Genomic DNA, 15378 nt, shown 5'->3' on the forward strand with positions numbered 1-15378 from the left:
CCGCCCCCGACTCTTGGCCCGAGGATTACGTAATGGATAGCGCACAGCACTGTCTCGATCAGGCCAAGGAATGCCAGCGCTTGGCAAAATCAGCGCAGAGTGACGCAGAAGCCAAATGTTTGAAAGAACTCGCCCTCAGTTGGAGAAGGGTCGCTGGCCAGATGGATCGGTATCAAGCGCTGAAGCGTGATCAACCACGTGACCAAGCCTCAATCGCTGCCCCCTCCGCGGGCGTCCAACAACGCAGCGACCCCGCCGACGCTGGCTCTCTACGTGGCGAGGCCGCCTACGCTCTAGGCCGCCAGGGCTGGATTGGGGGCCCGGAGGATCGCCGAACTTAGCACCGCCACCAAGAATAACGATTGCCCGAAATAGGCACTCATTCCGAGTGACGCGTCTTTCCCTCTAAACGAACGGCCCCGGGCATCTCTGGGGCTGGAGATCCGAGACGCACCGGGACCGCCCGGCGCACCATACTCAACGCGGCACGCCGGCCGAGATCGTCCCGCCGCAAATTCATTTCCTCAGTCCAAAAAGATACGGTGCTGGAAATTTAATGAGCACGTCATACGATGCTCGTGAGACCACATCGGCCCCAGCCTGGAGGTTTTTCCGGATCGAAAAACGAGCTGGGGCCGAGCGGTCTGCCGGCGTCCTTTCGGCAAGCCCGCCTTTAATCCCAAAAATCCGCTTCTGAAAAACTAGCATTTGTTAGGATTGCCACTTTTTCCCTCACTCCACCCGATCCGCCACATCTCGGGTACAGTTTTGGAAGGTAAGCCCTCGCCGTAGCAGCTCCCTCACCGCCGCAGCCCGGCTGGCGTAGCGTTCGGCAAAACGGAAATCGTCAATCGCTTGTAGCTCCTCTTTCGAGAGCTCGACTTGAAGGCGCATTGATAGACTACGCTGTACCATGTGCACGAAATGCGAGATCCGACGTTATAGTTCCGGCCAAGAACAACGACAGAGCGAGTAACATGTTCGACTTTGAGATATTCTCCAAACGCGAATGGGCAGCGATGATCGTTGCCTTCGCGGCCGTGACTGCGCTCTCTCTCTACGGATTTTTTCGGTTGCTAGATTATTTGACCACAAGCTTGTAACGCCGTTTTTCCAACGACATCGAGCAAATCAACGCGCCCTTGGTGCTGTCCGGGTCCAGCGCGATCTGAAAATTTAGGACATCGATTCACATTCGTTGTGGCCGGAACCGGATTTACCGGGAAAACTCGGCAACGCCGGGGCTGGCATTTCGATTCCGAACATTCATTGCAACCGGCAAGGGGCTACCGGATAGGTGGCCCCTTCGATTCCGGCCCCCGGCAAACCGAGATTAGGACACCGGCAGGAACGTTCACTCCGATGCCAGGTTTTCCCGATCCCTTCCCCAAGGGCAGACCAACAGTCTGGGCCCCAGCTCTATCGCCCCCCACCAGTGAGCTGGGGCCGTTTCCTTCACTCGCGACGGTGGATTACGACGCCGTAGGGAATGGAGCGGCTGCGGGATTGCCGAAGACCGACTGAGGCGCCCTTAATGGAACTTCCCCCGAAGCTTCCGGAGGAGTTCGCGTAGCTCGGCGGCGTACTCCTCAAGAACCTGTCGCGCTTCCTCCAGCCGCGCCGACTTGGCCTCCTTACCCTTGTTCTGGTTTTCCGGGCCGGGCATGTCCGTGACGATCTGTCCGTGAAAGTCGGTGAATTTTGATCTACTCAAGCCGATTGGCCTCAACTACGCGCCTTTCCGGCTCTGTTGGATTAGAGAGCAAACCGAGATCATTTCGGTGGCTGCAGTCCTGTGGAATTCACCCAATCCTCCAACCGGTTGGCAATCTCGGCCTGCCGCACCTTCGCCACCAGCGCGTCCCGCTCGGCCCCAAGTGGGAGATCGGCAGCCTGTCCTGCAGTCTTCTTAACCCATGCGGCAAGGCGATCTCGCAGTGTGAACTGTTGCTTGAAACGACGCCGACGCTTGGTCATGGCGCGCTCCTTCCATGAGAGGAAGGCGGGAGCGCTAGTTGGGCGTTCTCATCACCGATAGATACCTAGAGCCGTGCGGTGATGCGGTTCAACGGTTCGGCAGGAGAACAGTTGCTCGGGTTCCGAGATAGACCACTTAGGAACGCCGGAAGCGGTACGCCGGTTGCCATCGTGCCGGCCCGCCAGCCGGCGGAGCGGCCCCGGCTAAACCCCGCGCATCCTCTCGCGCGCCGGGGTCGTTCTCGGCCCCTCTCCCACTAATTTTCATCCCGCCTCACCTCATCTTATCGTATGTTAACCGCCTGCCGAGCTGGCAGGAGGCTGCCATGTTCCATATCCAATGAACGTACAGCTGGAGGCGAGCAAGCGGGCCGTGCGCAGGCTGACCCGCGCCCATGCTGGGACAATGCTGACGGTTGAGATGTTGGAGAGGTCGCGCGCGCTGGCGAGCGAAGCGCAGGGCTCCTGCAGGATGCACCTCTTACCTCGTTGCCGCTGCTCCGGCGGGTCATCCAGCTGCCCGGCCGAAAGAGCAGCGCCGTTGCGGGAACGAATCTCCGCTGGATGATTCGAATCCAACAGTTTGTTACGTGGAGTTTACGGAGATGTCCTCACCTTCGATCGTTCCGGCCGACCGGCTCGACCGGGACATTTATCTCGTCCTGGAGGACTTCGGCGCACGTGCCGGCTGCGCCTGGCGCGAGACGGAAGAAGCCGACACAGATCTCGAAGCCGTGCTCCAGGGACTACTCACCGGCCAGTACGCTTATCCAGTGCGCATCGCGTGCTTCAACGCTGGCGAAGGATGGTCGCGAGACGCGACATCGGATGTCGCCGATGCGTTGGCCCAACGCGCCATCGACACTGATCGCGCCGTCTCGGATGCGCTGCGGGATTTCATCACCGCCAACGCCACGAGGCGCTTCGATCTGCAACTGTCGTTGCCGCTACAAGTCAAAGCATGATGCCCGACAGGACGATCGGCCGATCACTCTGGAGCGTCGGCCGAGGCTACAGGCCACCTCGCGCTTCCCAGTAAGTGGGCGTCCCATAATATTGGTGGGTTCGCGTTTCCCAGTCTCGATCCTGCCAGGAGTCATCACTGAACTCCGGCGCGTCCCTGAGCTGTGGCTCGGTGATGTTGGTACGGAAGCCTCCGAGCGACGTATCATACTTCAGAGCGCTCCAGGGAATTGGGTAGTGGCTGTGACCCAGGCCAACAAATCCGCCGAAGCTCATGACGGCATAAGCTACGCGGCCTGACACCTTGTCGATAATGAGGTGGTCGATCTCACCGATGTTCTTTCCATCTGCTCCGTACACCTCGGTTCCCTGAATGTCTTCGCTCGAGATGCAGTGATGATCCGGGTGGGCTGTTGCACGGGCCATGTCCTTGTCTCCTTCACAGGTGTTTTGCCGCTTAACGCGGCAGCTACGAGGGCGTTCCTGTGTTGAGCGACCATCGCAGCGCCAAATCGACGCGATTGGCCCACCGCGCGCGTTGCCGCGATTGCACAAAAGGGGTCGATATCCAAGTGAAGCGGACCGTGATTACAGCACCAGACTGACCAACCAGACCGCGAGCGAAAAGCAGAGCGCAATTCCATGGTAAGGCAATACAATAGTCATCGGTCCCTCGCACGAATTCCCGACGCTGAAATCGCTCGGAGATTCGCGTATTCGCGGACGCGATACTATCTCGTTCTCATGTCTACCGCGTTCGAGTTCTGCTTGCCGACGGCCGCAAAGGCGGTCCCAACCGGCTGCGACTGGTTCCACGAGGTCAAGTACGACGGCTACCGCTTGCGCGTGGAGCGCAACGGTAGCGCCGTGCGCCTGATCACCAGGAACGGCCACGACTGGACCAAGCGCTTCCCCTGGATCGTTGAGGCGGCCCTCAAGAACCGGGAAAAGCAATTCGACTTCGACGCCCTGCACTCTCGCAAGTACGACCACGAGGTGCAGCTCTATGCTTTCGACGTGCTGGCGCTTGGCGGCGAGGATTTTCGGCAGCTGCCGCTTGAGATGCGGAAGACGAACTTGGCCAGGCTGTTGCGGGGCCGACCTGAAGGCATCTTCGTCGCGCCGTTCGAGAGCGGCGAGATCGGTCCCGATCTCTTCCGCAAGGCGTGCGAGATGGGCTTAGAGGGCTTGGTCTCGAAGCGCCGCGACCGCCGCTATATCGCCGGCCGCACGCGTGAATGGCTCAAGATCAAGAACCACACCCATCCGGCCATGAGCCGCGAGTTTTCTAGGGCAAAACATTTGTTAGAGCGCACAGCGAGCCTCGTGGCGAAGGGTGCTCGCAGGCGCGCGGCGTTGAGTCGGTGCGTCGCGGTCCCGACGCCTCTCCTCACGACCAGCCCGGAAGGTGCTCGGGGCCGTTTCTTCCCCAGACGGTCCAGCAATCGAGGGCGAAGAACCTACCGGAACCCTGTGTGCCTTTAGCAACTTATCCGACGACGCAAAACACAGTTCGGAGCTGCGAGGATGTTTCGTCTTTTAGGGATTTGTGCACTAGCTCTTTGGGTTTTACCGCAGAATGCCATTGCGTCCGAGATCACCTCTCACCGTAGCTGCGAGTGCGTGACCACCTGGCCCACGCACGTCAGTATCACTAGACATCGGACCTACAGGCTCGGAAGCGCCTACCAGATCGGCTACGATCCGCTTCCGTACCGTTACGGCTCGACATACGTGTTTGAGCCCCCGTACCGGTACGTTCGCCGCTGAACCCCTCACCGAAGCGGCCGCCAGCCTTGTAGGCGCTTCTCTTCGTAGTTGCCGGGGCCCTAGCCATAAGCCGAGGAGCCAAACCTCGCCCATGACGGCGCGAGCGAGCAATGGATACCTGACGTCGGGGCAGGTTCGCTCGAAATCCGGTGCAGCCGAAAGAAAAACGGCCCGCTCGGAGATGCCGGACGGGCCGTTCAAGGATGCGGCTACTCGCTTAGTGCATGTGAACAAGGAAATAGCCGACACCGCCGACGACGAGAACAGCGGGAACGGCCCACAAGATTAACACAGGCATTTACGCCTCCAATGTTTTGCCGAAAATGAATCTATCGAGCGATTACTGCTCGGTGCAGACCTTGGTGGTCTTGACCGCGGATTCGGCCTCGACCTTGGTCTTGTAGACGCCGTCGCCCACGACCGTCGTGGTGGTCGTCGTCGGCTTGGTGTCCACCACGGTGCACTTCTTAGTGGTCGCGTCGCGGACGATGTAGAACTCGGCGGCACTGGCGGCCTGGGTGCCAAGAGCAAAAGCGGCGAGCGCGCCGCATACGATCAGCTTCTTCATGATGTCCTCCTCCGGATTGGCAAGTAGTCACTGCCAACGGAGATTCTCCGACGAAGTTCCGTTTGTTCCCAACGACGGCGGTCCGCATCCCGCGATCCTCTCTTCAAAGATCTGAAGAAACTAAGCTCGAATTACCAAATTTTCCCGAAACGGAACCGCGCCCGTCGTTGCGGGTTGATCGGCGTCTAACTTTAGGGAGTTCCAGAGATGAACAAGCGTTTGTTCTTGGCTACGACCGCCGCCGTCGCGATCGCGACTTCGGCTTTCGCTCAATCGTCACCGAGCACTTCGAGCTCTAGCCCGACCGCTACCCAGCGTCAGGATTCGTCGTCGACCTCGACTCCGTCGTCTTCGACCTCGGCCCCGACGAACAACAATTCGTCCGCATCCACGCAGACCAATCCTTCGGCGAACTCCGCCCAGACGCAATCTCCGTCAACGGGGCAGACCGCTGCAGGTCAGTCTTCCAATTCGGGCACGGGCACCAACACCACCCAGGCGCCTTCGAACAATTCGACCAACCAGGCTCAGACCAACCAGCCGTCTAGCCAAACCACGGCGCCGTCCAATCAGGCCCAGACCAACGCTCCTTCGAACACGAACAACCAGACGCAGAGCGCCAACCCGCCGTCCTCCAGCACCAACCAGGCTCAGTCGCCGTCGGTTAGCGGTTCGACCAACACCGCCCAGCAGCCGAACAGCCAGCAGAACACGGCGGATCGGTCGTCGAACACCAACGTGAATGCGTCGGTGAACATCAACGACCAGCAGCGGACCCGCATCAGCGCGTCCATCTCGCACCTGAACGTGCAACCGCTTACCAACGTGAACTTCTCCCTGTCCGTGGGCACGGTAGTCCCGCGCGACGTCCGCCTCCAGCCCCTGCCGGCCGAGGTCGTCGAGATCGTGCCGCAGTACCGCGGCTACAACTTCGTGCTGGTGAAGGACGAGATCGTGGTCGTCGAGCCGTCGACCTACAAGATCGTGACGGTCCTGCCGTACTCCGGCCGCTCGACGGCCGCTGCGCCGGCGCGGACTGAGCAGCGCAAGGCCACGTTCACCGACCGTGATCGGGAAGTCGTCCGCAAGCACGCCAAGGCGCATCCGGTCGAGCGCGAGAAGCGGATGACCACCGGCAGCTCGGTCCGAACCGAAATCCGTACCGGCGAGCGCGTGCCCGAGGGTGTCGAGATCGAGGCCTTTCCGGAGGAAGTCTATCGCGACGCCCCGACGCTCCGTGAATACCGGTACATCAACCGTGACAGCCGCACCTACATCGTCGAACCGGGCGAGCGTCGCATCATCGAAGAGATCGACTGAGTTCGAAAGACTAGGAGAGACGACCATGAAGACACTCGCACTCGGCGCCGCGGCTGCTGCGCTGCTGGGATCGGCGGCGGTTGCCGCCCCGATGAATCCGACCGCCATCGGCTCGGCGGAAGTCTCGGCCATCGACCAGGTCCGTCTGGTTTGCAACGAATACGGCCGTTGCTACCGGACACGCGGTCCCCGCTACGTCCAGCGCTATTACGGCGGTGATGACGGGTACGTGGTCCGCCGCAGCTACGGCTCCTACGGAGGACCTGGCTACTACGACCGTGGGTATGACTATTACGGCGGCGGCCCAAGCATCGGTTTCAGCTTCGGTACCCGGAGCTGGTGAATTAGGAAAGGGCCGCTCATCGAGCGGCCCTTTCAGCATCTCTAGAGGTACAAAAATCTGAGACTGCTCAAGACGCCGTGGCGCGTGCGCGCGCCCGTGACTCGCGCCGTCGCTCTCGGCGCTCGCTTCGACGCTTAGCCCTGTCGGTCGACTGGCGCAGCGAAGGCACCATCGTGGGCTCAACCGCAGCGACCTCCGCTATCGTAGGCGGATGGGACAGCTCGGCTGTGGCTCGGCTCTCCATGTATTTCAGAACTGCCCGCCCCTTTGGTGTGATCTTCCACCCTCCGGATCCGCGGTCCACCAGCCCCTGCGAGAAGATGTCGAGGTCCGGTATCCGGGTCGCCAGTCGCCTAGTCCGATCAGCCCAGTCGCGACCACTCGTCGCCAGGATGGCCATGTCGCGCTTGAGATCCTCCATGACGGCAAAGCCGTCCGGATAGCTCACAAGGATCTTGAGCACGGTCACCTGGAAGTTCACGCGCGGCTCCGCCACGGCATCGATTGCAAGCTCATCGCAGGCCCGCCCACCTTTCCGCGCTCTACTTCTGAGGCGACGGCTTCGGCATCGCAGAGAGCAGACGGATCTTGAGTTTGCCGCCCTCGGTCACGTAGGTCGCAGTCCAGATACCGCCAGTCTCGATCGGCGCGCCGCTCGGATTCTTGCCGGAGAGTCTGTAATTGCCCATGGCGATAGCCATATCGGTGCCCAGCGTCCAGGCTTGGTCGACGGTAATCTCCTCATGGTCGAACCCTGCCTTGAAGGCCCCCTGATAGAACTCGGCGATGTCCGACCTAGGACCCATCGGATTGACGTGAATCCCGCCAGTCGCGAACAGGGCAGCAATTCCAGCGCCGTCCTGCTTGTTGAAGCTTGCCGCGTACTCCGATGCGACCGCTTCAACCTTTTGCTTCTGATCCCCTTCGGCAGCCATCGCAGAAGGGGACATGACCGCAAGGAAAAGACATGACAAGCCGGTACGCAGCATCACGATTCCTCCCCGAAAAATCTATTTTTTTGAAAATTGCCCCGCAATCTCACATCAATTCCGGTCGGGCGGCAATCGATTCCCACGCTGCGGCGCAGCATTCGAGCCAACGGGCTCCCCCCGGTCCTTAATTGCCGCGTAAAGAAGGCGGCTCCAGCATTAACGGGGTGCGAGCTGGAGCCGCGTTGTCACCACGCAAGCAAAGCACTCTAAGAGAGTCAGGCCCAGAGCGCGATTCAAACTCTTGGGCGGAACGAGAGTTTCTCAAGACTGGAGCGCGCAAAATATCCAGCGCGGCTTCACATTTGTGGAGGCGCGCGACTCTTCTAAGTGGGAAGCCGCATTGAGTGCGCTGGCTTTTTAGCGCGCTCGCGGCCCCGGCGCTCCGCACCTGTCCTTCTCCTTGCGGAGAGGCCTGGGGCCGACGCGTTCGATCCAAGAAGAACTAGTGCCCGTGGCCGGAATTCCGTGGTTTGGAACCTTTGAGGTCGTAGTCCTTTTGCACAACCTCTAACCAAGTGTACCGAAGAAGCTTGCTGCGGAATTGAGGAGTGTTGCGATGCGCGTTCCAGTCCTTGCAATGTTCGTGAGCGGCACACTCTGCGCCGCCGCGTCCGTGCAAGCTCAGACCTACGATCCCGCCTACCCTGTTTGCCTCCAAGTCTTTACGGGTGGGTTCATGGATTACTATTTCGAGTGCGCCTACACCAACATGCCCCAGTGTCAGGCCTCCGCATCCGGCCGCGCGGCATCGTGCGTGGTCAATCCCTACTATGCCGGGAAAGGCGGAAAGCCTGCAGTGCGTCACAAGCGAACGCATCGTCAGTGACGACCGATTGAGAGCTATGACGGGCAAATATCCTGGGCCCCCGAGGAGGGCATCATGCCATGAGGTCGCCGAATGCAGTCTGCGAAACATACTCACAGCGATCTGCGTGATCAGCCCATAATCCCTCTTAGGCTGGATTTCAGCACGAATTTTCGTTTCGGACCGGTAAGGGGCTATCGCAAGATGGCCCCTTTTGCTTTTTGGCGAGGCACCGAGGATTATCCAGGACAGTGCGGCTTAGGTCGTGATGAGATCGTCGCCGGGCTTGCCAATGCCGGCGGAGCGGCCCCGGTGGCTCGATTGCATAAGGACTATTGAGCAGGCTCTATCATCGGCTTCCCCTTATCGATGATGTGTACCGTAAGCATTTTGAGGGTCTTGTCGCCCGCAATTTTGAAACCAGCGTGCGGCACATCGCGAACGTTGATGTTCGCCGCTCCAGTTGGGAATTGGATCTCCTTGCCGTCCGGAAGAGCGAGCGTGGCTCCCTCCGAAACATAGACTGCTTCTTCGCCGTGATGAGTGTGTCGCGCGAGATTATTTCCAGGTGCGACGTCGACGACGCTAATAATGATCTCCATGTTTGTGCCGGTGAGATCGGCCCGCTTCAATTCTTGGCGGTTAGTCTGCGCCTGTGCTGAGCAGGTGAATGCGAGAAATAGAGCAACGGCTAAACGAAGCATCTTCATTCTCCCCAAAAGATCGCAGCCGCCACGCCGGCCGTGCAGGACGGCCGGATCTACAACGAGGGGATCAACTCGCAGTTCGTCGCGGGCAGCAAGGGCAATCCCGAGTTCGGCGCTGGCATCGCCTTCGCCAAAGAGCGCGGCTGGCTCGAGGTGCACGAAAGCGGCACCTATGTTCGACTGCTTCAGCCGACTGAGACGCTTTAGGAGATCACACTAGATCGGCCCCGGCTGGGGTCTGGAGAACCGAGCGCGGGGCCGATGTGTCCGCCGGGTATCAGATCGGGCCCCGACAGCACACGCAGTGTGCTCGCGCATCGGGGCGCGGCCAATAGAAAAGGCCGTTATTCTACGGGCTCTCGTATGATTGATGAGGCCTGTGGCAATTCCGCAGCGCTTTTAAGTTCACAAGCAACGATGGAACTCCATCTTTTTAACTTAGGTTAAATTTCCTACGCCGGTGGCCAACCTGTGTTGCAAATCAACTGGGAACTGCGAGGGTCGTACCTTGAGGACCACGCGGATAGGCGTTGCATAAAAGACGAGTTGACGAAGGACATGCTTCGCCGCTCCCACGACGCGCTCACCAGGTCGTATGAGTTGCTCGCCAAGCCGGTGCCGTTCGTCTGGCACCCCGAGCAGCAAAAAGAACAATAGGAACGTCTGTCTACTTTGGTACTTTGGAACCTCGCTATGCGCGAGGTGATTCGATGTTGGGAATGATCTTGCTGATGGCCGGGATTGGGACCGCTCTCGTCGGTTCCGTCATCGTCTTCTATGAATGGCGCGCGCTGGTCGGATACTGGCGAGGATTAGGATAAGGCCGCATCATGCGGCTCAGGCTCGCCGACATGAATGAAATGGACCTGCTCGGCGTGCTCGTCGAACTCTAGTTGCGATAGCACATCGATCGCGGCCTCAACGCCATTTCTGGCCGTGACTGTCGTTGTGACGTCCCGCCAAGCGTCCTTCTGCCACGTGCGGCCAGGCCGCCTGAACCCAACGCTTACCTTGAACAAGGGCATTTTCGCCTTCTCAATCAGAACGCGTACATTTAAGGCATCGCAATCTTAATCCTTTACTAGGCTGGGAGCCAACTATGATTACCGCGGAAAAATGCAGAGAACTGGCTGCTGAATATAAGAAAATCTCCCAGCTCAGTGGACAATCTTCCGATCGCGTCTTCCTGATGAGAAATATCGCGAGAACTCTGACCGGCCTGGCAGGTCAATTGGCGCGACTTTCAATTGCTTCGAGAGGCGAACAAGCGAGCGATGGCACTAGATGCATCGATCAAGCCAGCCAATTACCCGGCCGGGACGGAGCGTGAGGCGCCGCTTCAGCGTGCCAGGGTCAATGAGACCGGCGGGCACCTTTTCGACTGGCTGACTTCGCCTGGCTTGCAGCCGCCCCACTAGCTTTGGAACAATTGTGCACTTTGGTACTGATGGAGTCGCCTTTTCCCAGAGGTGCCGTGTCAGAGATCAGGGAAGCTGAGCCATCACCCCGGCGCCCGCAGAGCGGCCCAACCTGTCCGACGTGCAGCCAGCCAGGATGCGGAGAAACGGGTCGATGCGACGATCGCGAACGCCAAGAGCGCCATCTCCAAGGCGCGCGCGGCGAGCATCATCGTGCCCTTCTCGGCCGCCGCTGCGTTGCTGTTCGGAGTCGTCGCCGCATGGGCCGGCGCTGCAGCAGGCGTGCCAGAGAGGCCGGCCACTCTCCGCCTGGACGACGCATTCGAACCGCCGAGCAAGCCACCCAGCCGAGACGCCGCGGTCCATGCCTTGAAGGCTTGAAGGAACGACAATCAAGACCGACTTGTTCGCGTTTGACTCGAGCTTGATTTGCGGCGCCCCCAGTTAGGGGGCGCCCCTCTTCATTGGAGAAAGACGAGCTGCTCGTCAGCAGCCCTTGTCGTCGGCCGCAGTGGTCTTGGACGATTGTTCGGCCGCCGTCGGTTGGCTTTGCATCTGACGTTGGGCGTCCTGCGACGAGGTGGCCGTGCTCTCGGTCGCCTTGTTCATGGCCGAGGTCGGCGGATGCTCCTTGGCATTCGATGATGCAACGCCCGTCGTTTCACCTGCTTTCCCTGTGGTCACAGGTCCGGAGCCGGCGTCGCGATCGGCCGTGTTGCAGGGGCCGCCAAGTGCAATGGTCGAGCTGAGCGCTAGCAGGGCGCCGGCCAGCATTGATTTTCCAAACATTGCAATCTCCTTCCTCGCTTTTACCGGCTGGGGTTTGGCGGAGCCGGGTTCCGCCATCTTGCGATGTGCCGGTCTAATCGCGAAAGACCCCGGCCGTTCCTAACGAGGCAGGAGCGGCAACTGCGCGCGGATCGCGCTATTCCGTGAATTTGTCCGAGGCCTCGTCGGCGTTGATGGCGTGATCGCCGGACACCTCCCGTTCCGCTTCGCGCCAGAACTCGTCGTCCCGCCCCTCCGGCCTGCCGGCCAGCTCCCAGAGCTGATGCGCGCGAGTCCGGATGCGATCCTCCATCGAGTCCGTCATGTGTCTCCTCCCTTTGTCGCTCATGTTTCCAACGTTGCTCCGGCAGGTCGCGTTCCTGGAGGATTCGCCCTGCTATCTGCTTGCCGATTTCTGCCCGAGCTGATCGATGCGGCATTGCGACGGCTTCTTGTCCGGGCGCCAGCGCAGGATCCTGGTGCCGTGGCGAAACCGGCCGCCGGACACATGGTCATAGCAGACCTCGACGACATAAACCGGGCGCACCGGCTGCCACTCGGCGGATCGCTTGGTCGACCATCGGCTAGGCCCACCCGGCGCCTTGCCGGTGAAGCTGCTCTTACTGAGGATCTTCTCGAACTTATCGGTGAGACCGGGCCTGTCGGACGCCTTGATCGCCGAGGTGAAGCCGACATGGTGCAGCAACCCGGCCTCGTCATAGAGCCCAAGCAGCAGCGAGCCGAGCACCTTGCGCCTGCCCTGCTTCTTATCGCCATATCTGAAGCCGCCGACCACGCAATCGGCCGACCGCAGCAACTTGATCTTCTGCATCCCATCGCGCGTGCCGCTGCGATAGGCAAGGTCCAGCCGCTTTGCCACGACGCCGTCGTGACCGTCCTCGACGTGCTGGAGCCAGCTTTTGGCCTCGGCAAAATTGCGGATCGCCGGCGAAAGCTTGAATATCTCGCTGCCCTTGAAATATCGCCGCGCGAACTTTTCCAGCGCAGGCCGCCGCCTCGCCAGCGGCAGCGCTGCGATGTCCACGTCCGCCGATCGCAGCAGATCGAAGGCGATGAAGCGTGCGGGCGTTTCCCGGGCAAGGCGCTTGACCCGGCTGGCCGCTGGATGGATGCGCTGGAGCAAGGCGTCGAACGCGTAGCCTTGGTCGAGCTCGATGACCAACTCCCCGTCGAGCATAAAGGACGCGGCGGACAGAGCTGATGCGGCGGCAACGACCTCCGGAAAATAGCGGACGAGGTCGCGGCCGCCTTTCGACTGCATGCGAACCCCGCGGCCGTCGCGAATGAGCAGGCAACGGAAACCGTCCCATTTCGGCTCGTATTGCCATTGCGCGCCGCGGGGAAGCTCGGTGACGGATTCGGCTTCCATCGGCTCCATCGTCAACACTCGCAGCGCGCCCGGATCACGCTCGTATCTCGCTCAACCGGGTTTAGCAGGATGCGCGGTGCGCGGATGGCGGTCGTGCAGCAGTCGCGCCAGCGCCTCCCGCGCCGAGGCATGCTCCTTCATCGCCGTCTCGAACAGCGCCTCCTGGACGTCGCGCGGCATATCACCCCAGACGTCCATGGCAGCCTGCCCCAGCAGATAAGCAAAGCGTTTGTCCTCCACGTCGAGCCTCCCTCTCATACCGCTGGGGATAGGAACTGCGGGCGCATGCCCGCGTTCCAAACCCATTATTTGGCAACGGAGGCATTAACGATATGGGACTGTTCACCAAGGACATCAAATCGATGGACGACCTGCTCATCCACGGTCTGCAGGACATCTATTACGCGGAGCAGCAGATCCTGAAGGCGCTGCCGAAGATGATCGACAAAGCGACCAACCGCGACCTCGTGACAGGCCTGAAGACCCACCTCGAGGAGACCAAGAAGCAGGTCGAGCGGCTCGACAAGGCATTCGCCAAGCTCGGCAAGCAGCCCAGCGGGACGAAGTGCCCGGCGATCGACGGCATCATCAAGGAGGCGGACGAGACCGCGGGGGAGATCGAGGACAAGGCCGTGCTGGACGCCGCGATCGTCGCAAACGCGCAGGCCGTCGAGCACTATGAGATGTGCCGCTACGGCACGCTGATCGCCTGGGCCGAGGAGCTTGGGCATGACGAGATCGTGCGCTTCCTCACGACCAATCTGAACGAGGAGAAGGCCGCGAACACCAAGCTCAACACGGTGGCCTTGCGCAAGGGCGTCAACGCGAAGGCCTCCAGCGCGGCCTAGCTGTCCACCGAGCGGAATGGATCGACGGGGCCGTGCGCAAGCGCGGCCCTTTCGTTTCTGTTGCGGGGACGCGCGTTCTCGGAGGTGCTAGCCAAGCCATTGATATGGTGGGCGCACCAGGGCTCGAACCTGGGACCCGCTGATTAAGAGTCAGTTGGAGCGTGTCGATGCGCCAGGTCGCGGGCGCAGGTACACAAATGCGCAGCGAAGAAGTGACGCTTCCACGACTGATCTACCGTTTCAGAGAACCTTGCTTACGCTGGCTGTCGCGATCTCTTTTTTGATCTCCCGGTGCACACGTCGTGCACACGCCGCGGTCTAAGCAATTGAAAAACTTAAATTCTCGTTCCAATCCATCATGGGCGCCACGGAAAAGCGATAGTCTTGCGGTTTCAATGACTTACCTAAATCGAGTGATCTGCATCTTGAACTGTTACCCGCACCATCTAGCCGTTCGCAACGTCATCCTCAAGATCGCGCCTCCGGGCAATCGGTTTGAGAATCGCGGCCATCAAGAGAGAGCAACACCGATCACAAATGCCGCAATCAGAACAAGCTTGATCCCGCGCGCGGCACGGATCGTCCAACACATCAACAGAGAGCGAGCCATCGGCGGTTAGCAGGAGAAGCTCGAGACAGAAGCCGAATCCGAGGATTCGCACCCTTGCTCTAGACCACCCTCACCTGGTTCGGATTGCGGGCGGGGTCGCTCCAGAACGCATCGTTCTCGTATTTGCGCCAGAGGTCGCCAGGCAGCACGGTCTTGCGCCCCGGGGATTCCACGCGCCTGCCGACCTTGTGCAGACCCGGTGTGCCGATCCTGCGGTCGAACTCCTCGGCGTCGAACTCGATGTTCTGGAAATCATGCGCGAACGGCTTCTCGCCGATGAACTCGTAGACCGCGGCGATCGCCCGCTCCGGCTGGGTGGTCAGCGTCTCGTAGGTCAGCGCCAGCAGGCACGCGGACTGCTCGCTGCAAAACGCTTCGCGTAGCGCATTCCAGGCAAAGCCGACCATGCCGTTGGGGCCTGCCAACCCGTCGACGCGCGAATACACCGTGCCGCTGGGTTCGAAGTTGAAGATTCCCGACGGCTGATACTTGTTCCTGCGAATGAGCCGCTCGACCGAATCCAGGATCCAGGGGATATGGCGGACGCAGCAGATCACCTTGGCGCGCGGAAACAGCTCGGTGACCAGCGGCAAGCGCGCACACCAATTGCGGTTGGTGTCGAAAACCACATGCCCTTTCGGCAGATCGGCGTAGTAGGTCGAGAAGATCGCCTTGACGAGTTCGCGGCGCTGCTCGTCGCTGATGAAGATCGCGGTCTCGTTGCTCATGCTCATGCTGCGCAGCATGCCGTCGACCAGCGAGCCGACCGGTCCGGTCATGCCGGCACGAAAGCGCGGGTTCTGCCGGAGGATAGCCGACAGCAACGTGGAGCCCGCACGCGGAAGTCCGGAAATGAAATGGATATCGCCTTGCATGATCCTGCAAACCTGACCGTGGAT

At 60.5% G+C, this 15378-nt stretch carries 18 protein-coding genes and 1 pseudogene; 7 read left to right on the plus strand and 12 right to left on the minus strand.

The features are described 5' to 3' along the window. Positions 1-777: 777 nt before the first annotated feature. Together A7X65_RS44000 and A7X65_RS41240 are read right to left on the minus strand one after the other, a co-directional pair. Positions 778-894: pseudogene (locus A7X65_RS44000) on the minus strand (ribbon-helix-helix domain-containing protein); the annotation flags it as partial. Between the two features lie 879 nt (positions 895-1773). After that, entirely contained in the window at positions 1774-1977 is a 204-nt protein-coding gene (locus tag A7X65_RS41240; protein ID WP_082885245.1) for a hypothetical protein, read from the minus strand. Positions 1978-2582: 605 nt separating this feature from the next. Between A7X65_RS41240 and A7X65_RS39675 the strand changes: the two genes are divergently transcribed. After that, positions 2583-2942 (plus strand): hypothetical protein, encoded by a 360-nt coding sequence (locus tag A7X65_RS39675; protein WP_063694844.1) that lies wholly within the window; start codon positions 2583-2585, stop codon positions 2940-2942. Positions 2943-2988: 46 nt separating this feature from the next. On the opposite strand, the gene A7X65_RS39680 is transcribed toward A7X65_RS39675, so the two are convergent. Further along, positions 2989-3366, minus strand: coding sequence for a PRC-barrel domain-containing protein (locus A7X65_RS39680; protein ID WP_063694845.1), 378 nt, complete (start codon positions 3364-3366; stop codon positions 2989-2991). A 318-nt stretch (positions 3367-3684) separates the two neighbouring features. Between A7X65_RS39680 and A7X65_RS39685 the strand changes: the two genes are divergently transcribed. After that, complete coding sequence (locus tag A7X65_RS39685) at positions 3685-4425, plus strand: ATP-dependent DNA ligase (protein WP_082885246.1); 741 nt, start codon at positions 3685-3687, stop codon at positions 4423-4425. 625 nt (positions 4426-5050) lie between these two features. On the opposite strand, the gene A7X65_RS39690 is transcribed toward A7X65_RS39685, so the two are convergent. Continuing rightward, positions 5051-5278 (minus strand): hypothetical protein, encoded by a 228-nt coding sequence (locus tag A7X65_RS39690; protein ID WP_018643639.1) that lies wholly within the window; start codon positions 5276-5278, stop codon positions 5051-5053. Between the two features lie 207 nt (positions 5279-5485). On the opposite strand from A7X65_RS39690, the gene A7X65_RS39695 reads away from it, so the two are divergent. Together A7X65_RS39695 and A7X65_RS39700 are read left to right on the plus strand one after the other, a co-directional pair. Then, positions 5486-6598 carry a DUF1236 domain-containing protein gene (locus tag A7X65_RS39695; RefSeq protein WP_063694846.1) on the plus strand — a complete coding sequence of 371 codons (1113 nt, stop codon included), beginning with the start codon at positions 5486-5488 and terminating at the stop codon, positions 6596-6598. 25 nt (positions 6599-6623) lie between these two features. Beyond that, a complete protein-coding gene (locus A7X65_RS39700) occupies positions 6624-6941 on the plus strand; it encodes a hypothetical protein (RefSeq protein WP_063694847.1) in 318 nt (105 codons plus the stop codon). Between the two features lie 67 nt (positions 6942-7008). Here the strand turns inward: A7X65_RS39700 and A7X65_RS39705 are convergent, their stop codons facing one another. Then, positions 7009-7422, minus strand: coding sequence for a hypothetical protein (locus A7X65_RS39705; RefSeq protein ID WP_063694868.1), 414 nt, complete (start codon positions 7420-7422; stop codon positions 7009-7011). Between the two features lie 61 nt (positions 7423-7483). After that, the gene (locus A7X65_RS39710; protein ID WP_063694848.1) at positions 7484-7930 is read right to left on the minus strand and encodes a YybH family protein; all 447 of its coding nucleotides are present in this window, start codon (positions 7928-7930) and stop codon (positions 7484-7486) included. Between the two features lie 580 nt (positions 7931-8510). Between A7X65_RS39710 and A7X65_RS41245 the strand changes: the two genes are divergently transcribed. Next, positions 8511-8759 (plus strand): DUF3551 domain-containing protein, encoded by a 249-nt coding sequence (locus A7X65_RS41245; RefSeq protein ID WP_430644034.1) that lies wholly within the window; start codon positions 8511-8513, stop codon positions 8757-8759. 311 nt (positions 8760-9070) lie between these two features. Here A7X65_RS41245 and A7X65_RS39715 read toward each other — a convergent pair whose 3' ends face one another. Beyond that, positions 9071-9604 carry a cupin domain-containing protein gene (locus tag A7X65_RS39715; protein ID WP_245324077.1) on the minus strand — a complete coding sequence of 178 codons (534 nt, stop codon included), beginning with the start codon at positions 9602-9604 and terminating at the stop codon, positions 9071-9073. Between the two features lie 940 nt (positions 9605-10544). On the opposite strand from A7X65_RS39715, the gene A7X65_RS41250 reads away from it, so the two are divergent. Beyond that, positions 10545-10775: a hypothetical protein gene (locus A7X65_RS41250; RefSeq protein WP_082885248.1), complete on the plus strand. Its 231-nt coding sequence runs from the start codon at positions 10545-10547 to the stop codon at positions 10773-10775. A 574-nt stretch (positions 10776-11349) separates the two neighbouring features. Here A7X65_RS41250 and A7X65_RS39740 read toward each other — a convergent pair. From A7X65_RS39740 to A7X65_RS39750, 4 genes are all read right to left on the minus strand, one after another. Continuing rightward, positions 11350-11637 (minus strand): hypothetical protein, encoded by a 288-nt coding sequence (locus A7X65_RS39740; RefSeq protein WP_245324078.1) that lies wholly within the window; start codon positions 11635-11637, stop codon positions 11350-11352. Between the two features lie 151 nt (positions 11638-11788). Further along, positions 11789-11956, minus strand: a complete 168-nt coding sequence (locus A7X65_RS41260) for a DUF2934 domain-containing protein (protein ID WP_082885249.1) — start codon at positions 11954-11956, stop codon at positions 11789-11791. 72 nt (positions 11957-12028) lie between these two features. After that, positions 12029-13021 (minus strand): ATP-dependent DNA ligase, encoded by a 993-nt coding sequence (locus A7X65_RS39745; RefSeq protein ID WP_063694870.1) that lies wholly within the window; start codon positions 13019-13021, stop codon positions 12029-12031. 51 nt (positions 13022-13072) lie between these two features. Then, positions 13073-13261: a hypothetical protein gene (locus tag A7X65_RS39750; RefSeq protein WP_063694871.1), complete on the minus strand. Its 189-nt coding sequence runs from the start codon at positions 13259-13261 to the stop codon at positions 13073-13075. Positions 13262-13353: 92 nt separating this feature from the next. Here A7X65_RS39750 and A7X65_RS39755 point away from each other — a divergent pair, with 92 nt between their 5' ends. Beyond that, complete coding sequence (locus A7X65_RS39755; protein WP_063694854.1) at positions 13354-13869, plus strand: YciE/YciF ferroxidase family protein; 516 nt, start codon at positions 13354-13356, stop codon at positions 13867-13869. Positions 13870-14538: 669 nt separating this feature from the next. On the opposite strand, the gene A7X65_RS39765 is transcribed toward A7X65_RS39755, so the two are convergent. Then, positions 14539-15354: a sulfotransferase family protein gene (locus A7X65_RS39765; RefSeq protein WP_063694855.1), complete on the minus strand. Its 816-nt coding sequence runs from the start codon at positions 15352-15354 to the stop codon at positions 14539-14541. Positions 15355-15378: the final 24 nt, after the last annotated feature.

Source organism: Bradyrhizobium stylosanthis (genome assembly GCF_001641335.1).
GTDB lineage: Bacteria > Pseudomonadota > Alphaproteobacteria > Rhizobiales > Xanthobacteraceae > Bradyrhizobium > Bradyrhizobium stylosanthis.

Excerpts from the sequence above, each read along its gene's own strand:
- A7X65_RS41240 (WP_082885245.1), bottom strand. The coding sequence starts at position 1,977 with ATGACCAAGCGTCGGCGTCGTTTCAAGCAACAGTTCACACTGCGAGAT.
- A7X65_RS39675 (WP_063694844.1), top strand. The coding sequence starts at position 2,583 with ATGTCCTCACCTTCGATCGTTCCGGCCGACCGGCTCGACCGGGACATT.
- A7X65_RS39680 (WP_063694845.1), bottom strand. The coding sequence starts at position 3,366 with ATGGCCCGTGCAACAGCCCACCCGGATCATCACTGCATCTCGAGCGAA.
- A7X65_RS39685 (WP_082885246.1), top strand. The coding sequence starts at position 3,685 with ATGTCTACCGCGTTCGAGTTCTGCTTGCCGACGGCCGCAAAGGCGGTC.
- A7X65_RS39690 (WP_018643639.1), bottom strand. The coding sequence starts at position 5,278 with ATGAAGAAGCTGATCGTATGCGGCGCGCTCGCCGCTTTTGCTCTTGGC.
- A7X65_RS39695 (WP_063694846.1), top strand. The coding sequence starts at position 5,486 with ATGAACAAGCGTTTGTTCTTGGCTACGACCGCCGCCGTCGCGATCGCG.
- A7X65_RS39700 (WP_063694847.1), top strand. The coding sequence starts at position 6,624 with ATGAAGACACTCGCACTCGGCGCCGCGGCTGCTGCGCTGCTGGGATCG.
- A7X65_RS39710 (WP_063694848.1), bottom strand. The coding sequence starts at position 7,930 with ATGCTGCGTACCGGCTTGTCATGTCTTTTCCTTGCGGTCATGTCCCCT.
- A7X65_RS41245 (WP_430644034.1), top strand. The coding sequence starts at position 8,511 with ATGTTCGTGAGCGGCACACTCTGCGCCGCCGCGTCCGTGCAAGCTCAG.
- A7X65_RS41250 (WP_082885248.1), top strand. The coding sequence starts at position 10,545 with ATGATTACCGCGGAAAAATGCAGAGAACTGGCTGCTGAATATAAGAAA.
- A7X65_RS39740 (WP_245324078.1), bottom strand. The coding sequence starts at position 11,637 with ATGCTGGCCGGCGCCCTGCTAGCGCTCAGCTCGACCATTGCACTTGGC.
- A7X65_RS41260 (WP_082885249.1), bottom strand. The coding sequence starts at position 11,956 with ATGACGGACTCGATGGAGGATCGCATCCGGACTCGCGCGCATCAGCTC.
- A7X65_RS39745 (WP_063694870.1), bottom strand. The coding sequence starts at position 13,021 with ATGGAAGCCGAATCCGTCACCGAGCTTCCCCGCGGCGCGCAATGGCAA.
- A7X65_RS39755 (WP_063694854.1), top strand. The coding sequence starts at position 13,354 with ATGGGACTGTTCACCAAGGACATCAAATCGATGGACGACCTGCTCATC.
- A7X65_RS39765 (WP_063694855.1), bottom strand. The coding sequence starts at position 15,354 with ATGCAAGGCGATATCCATTTCATTTCCGGACTTCCGCGTGCGGGCTCC.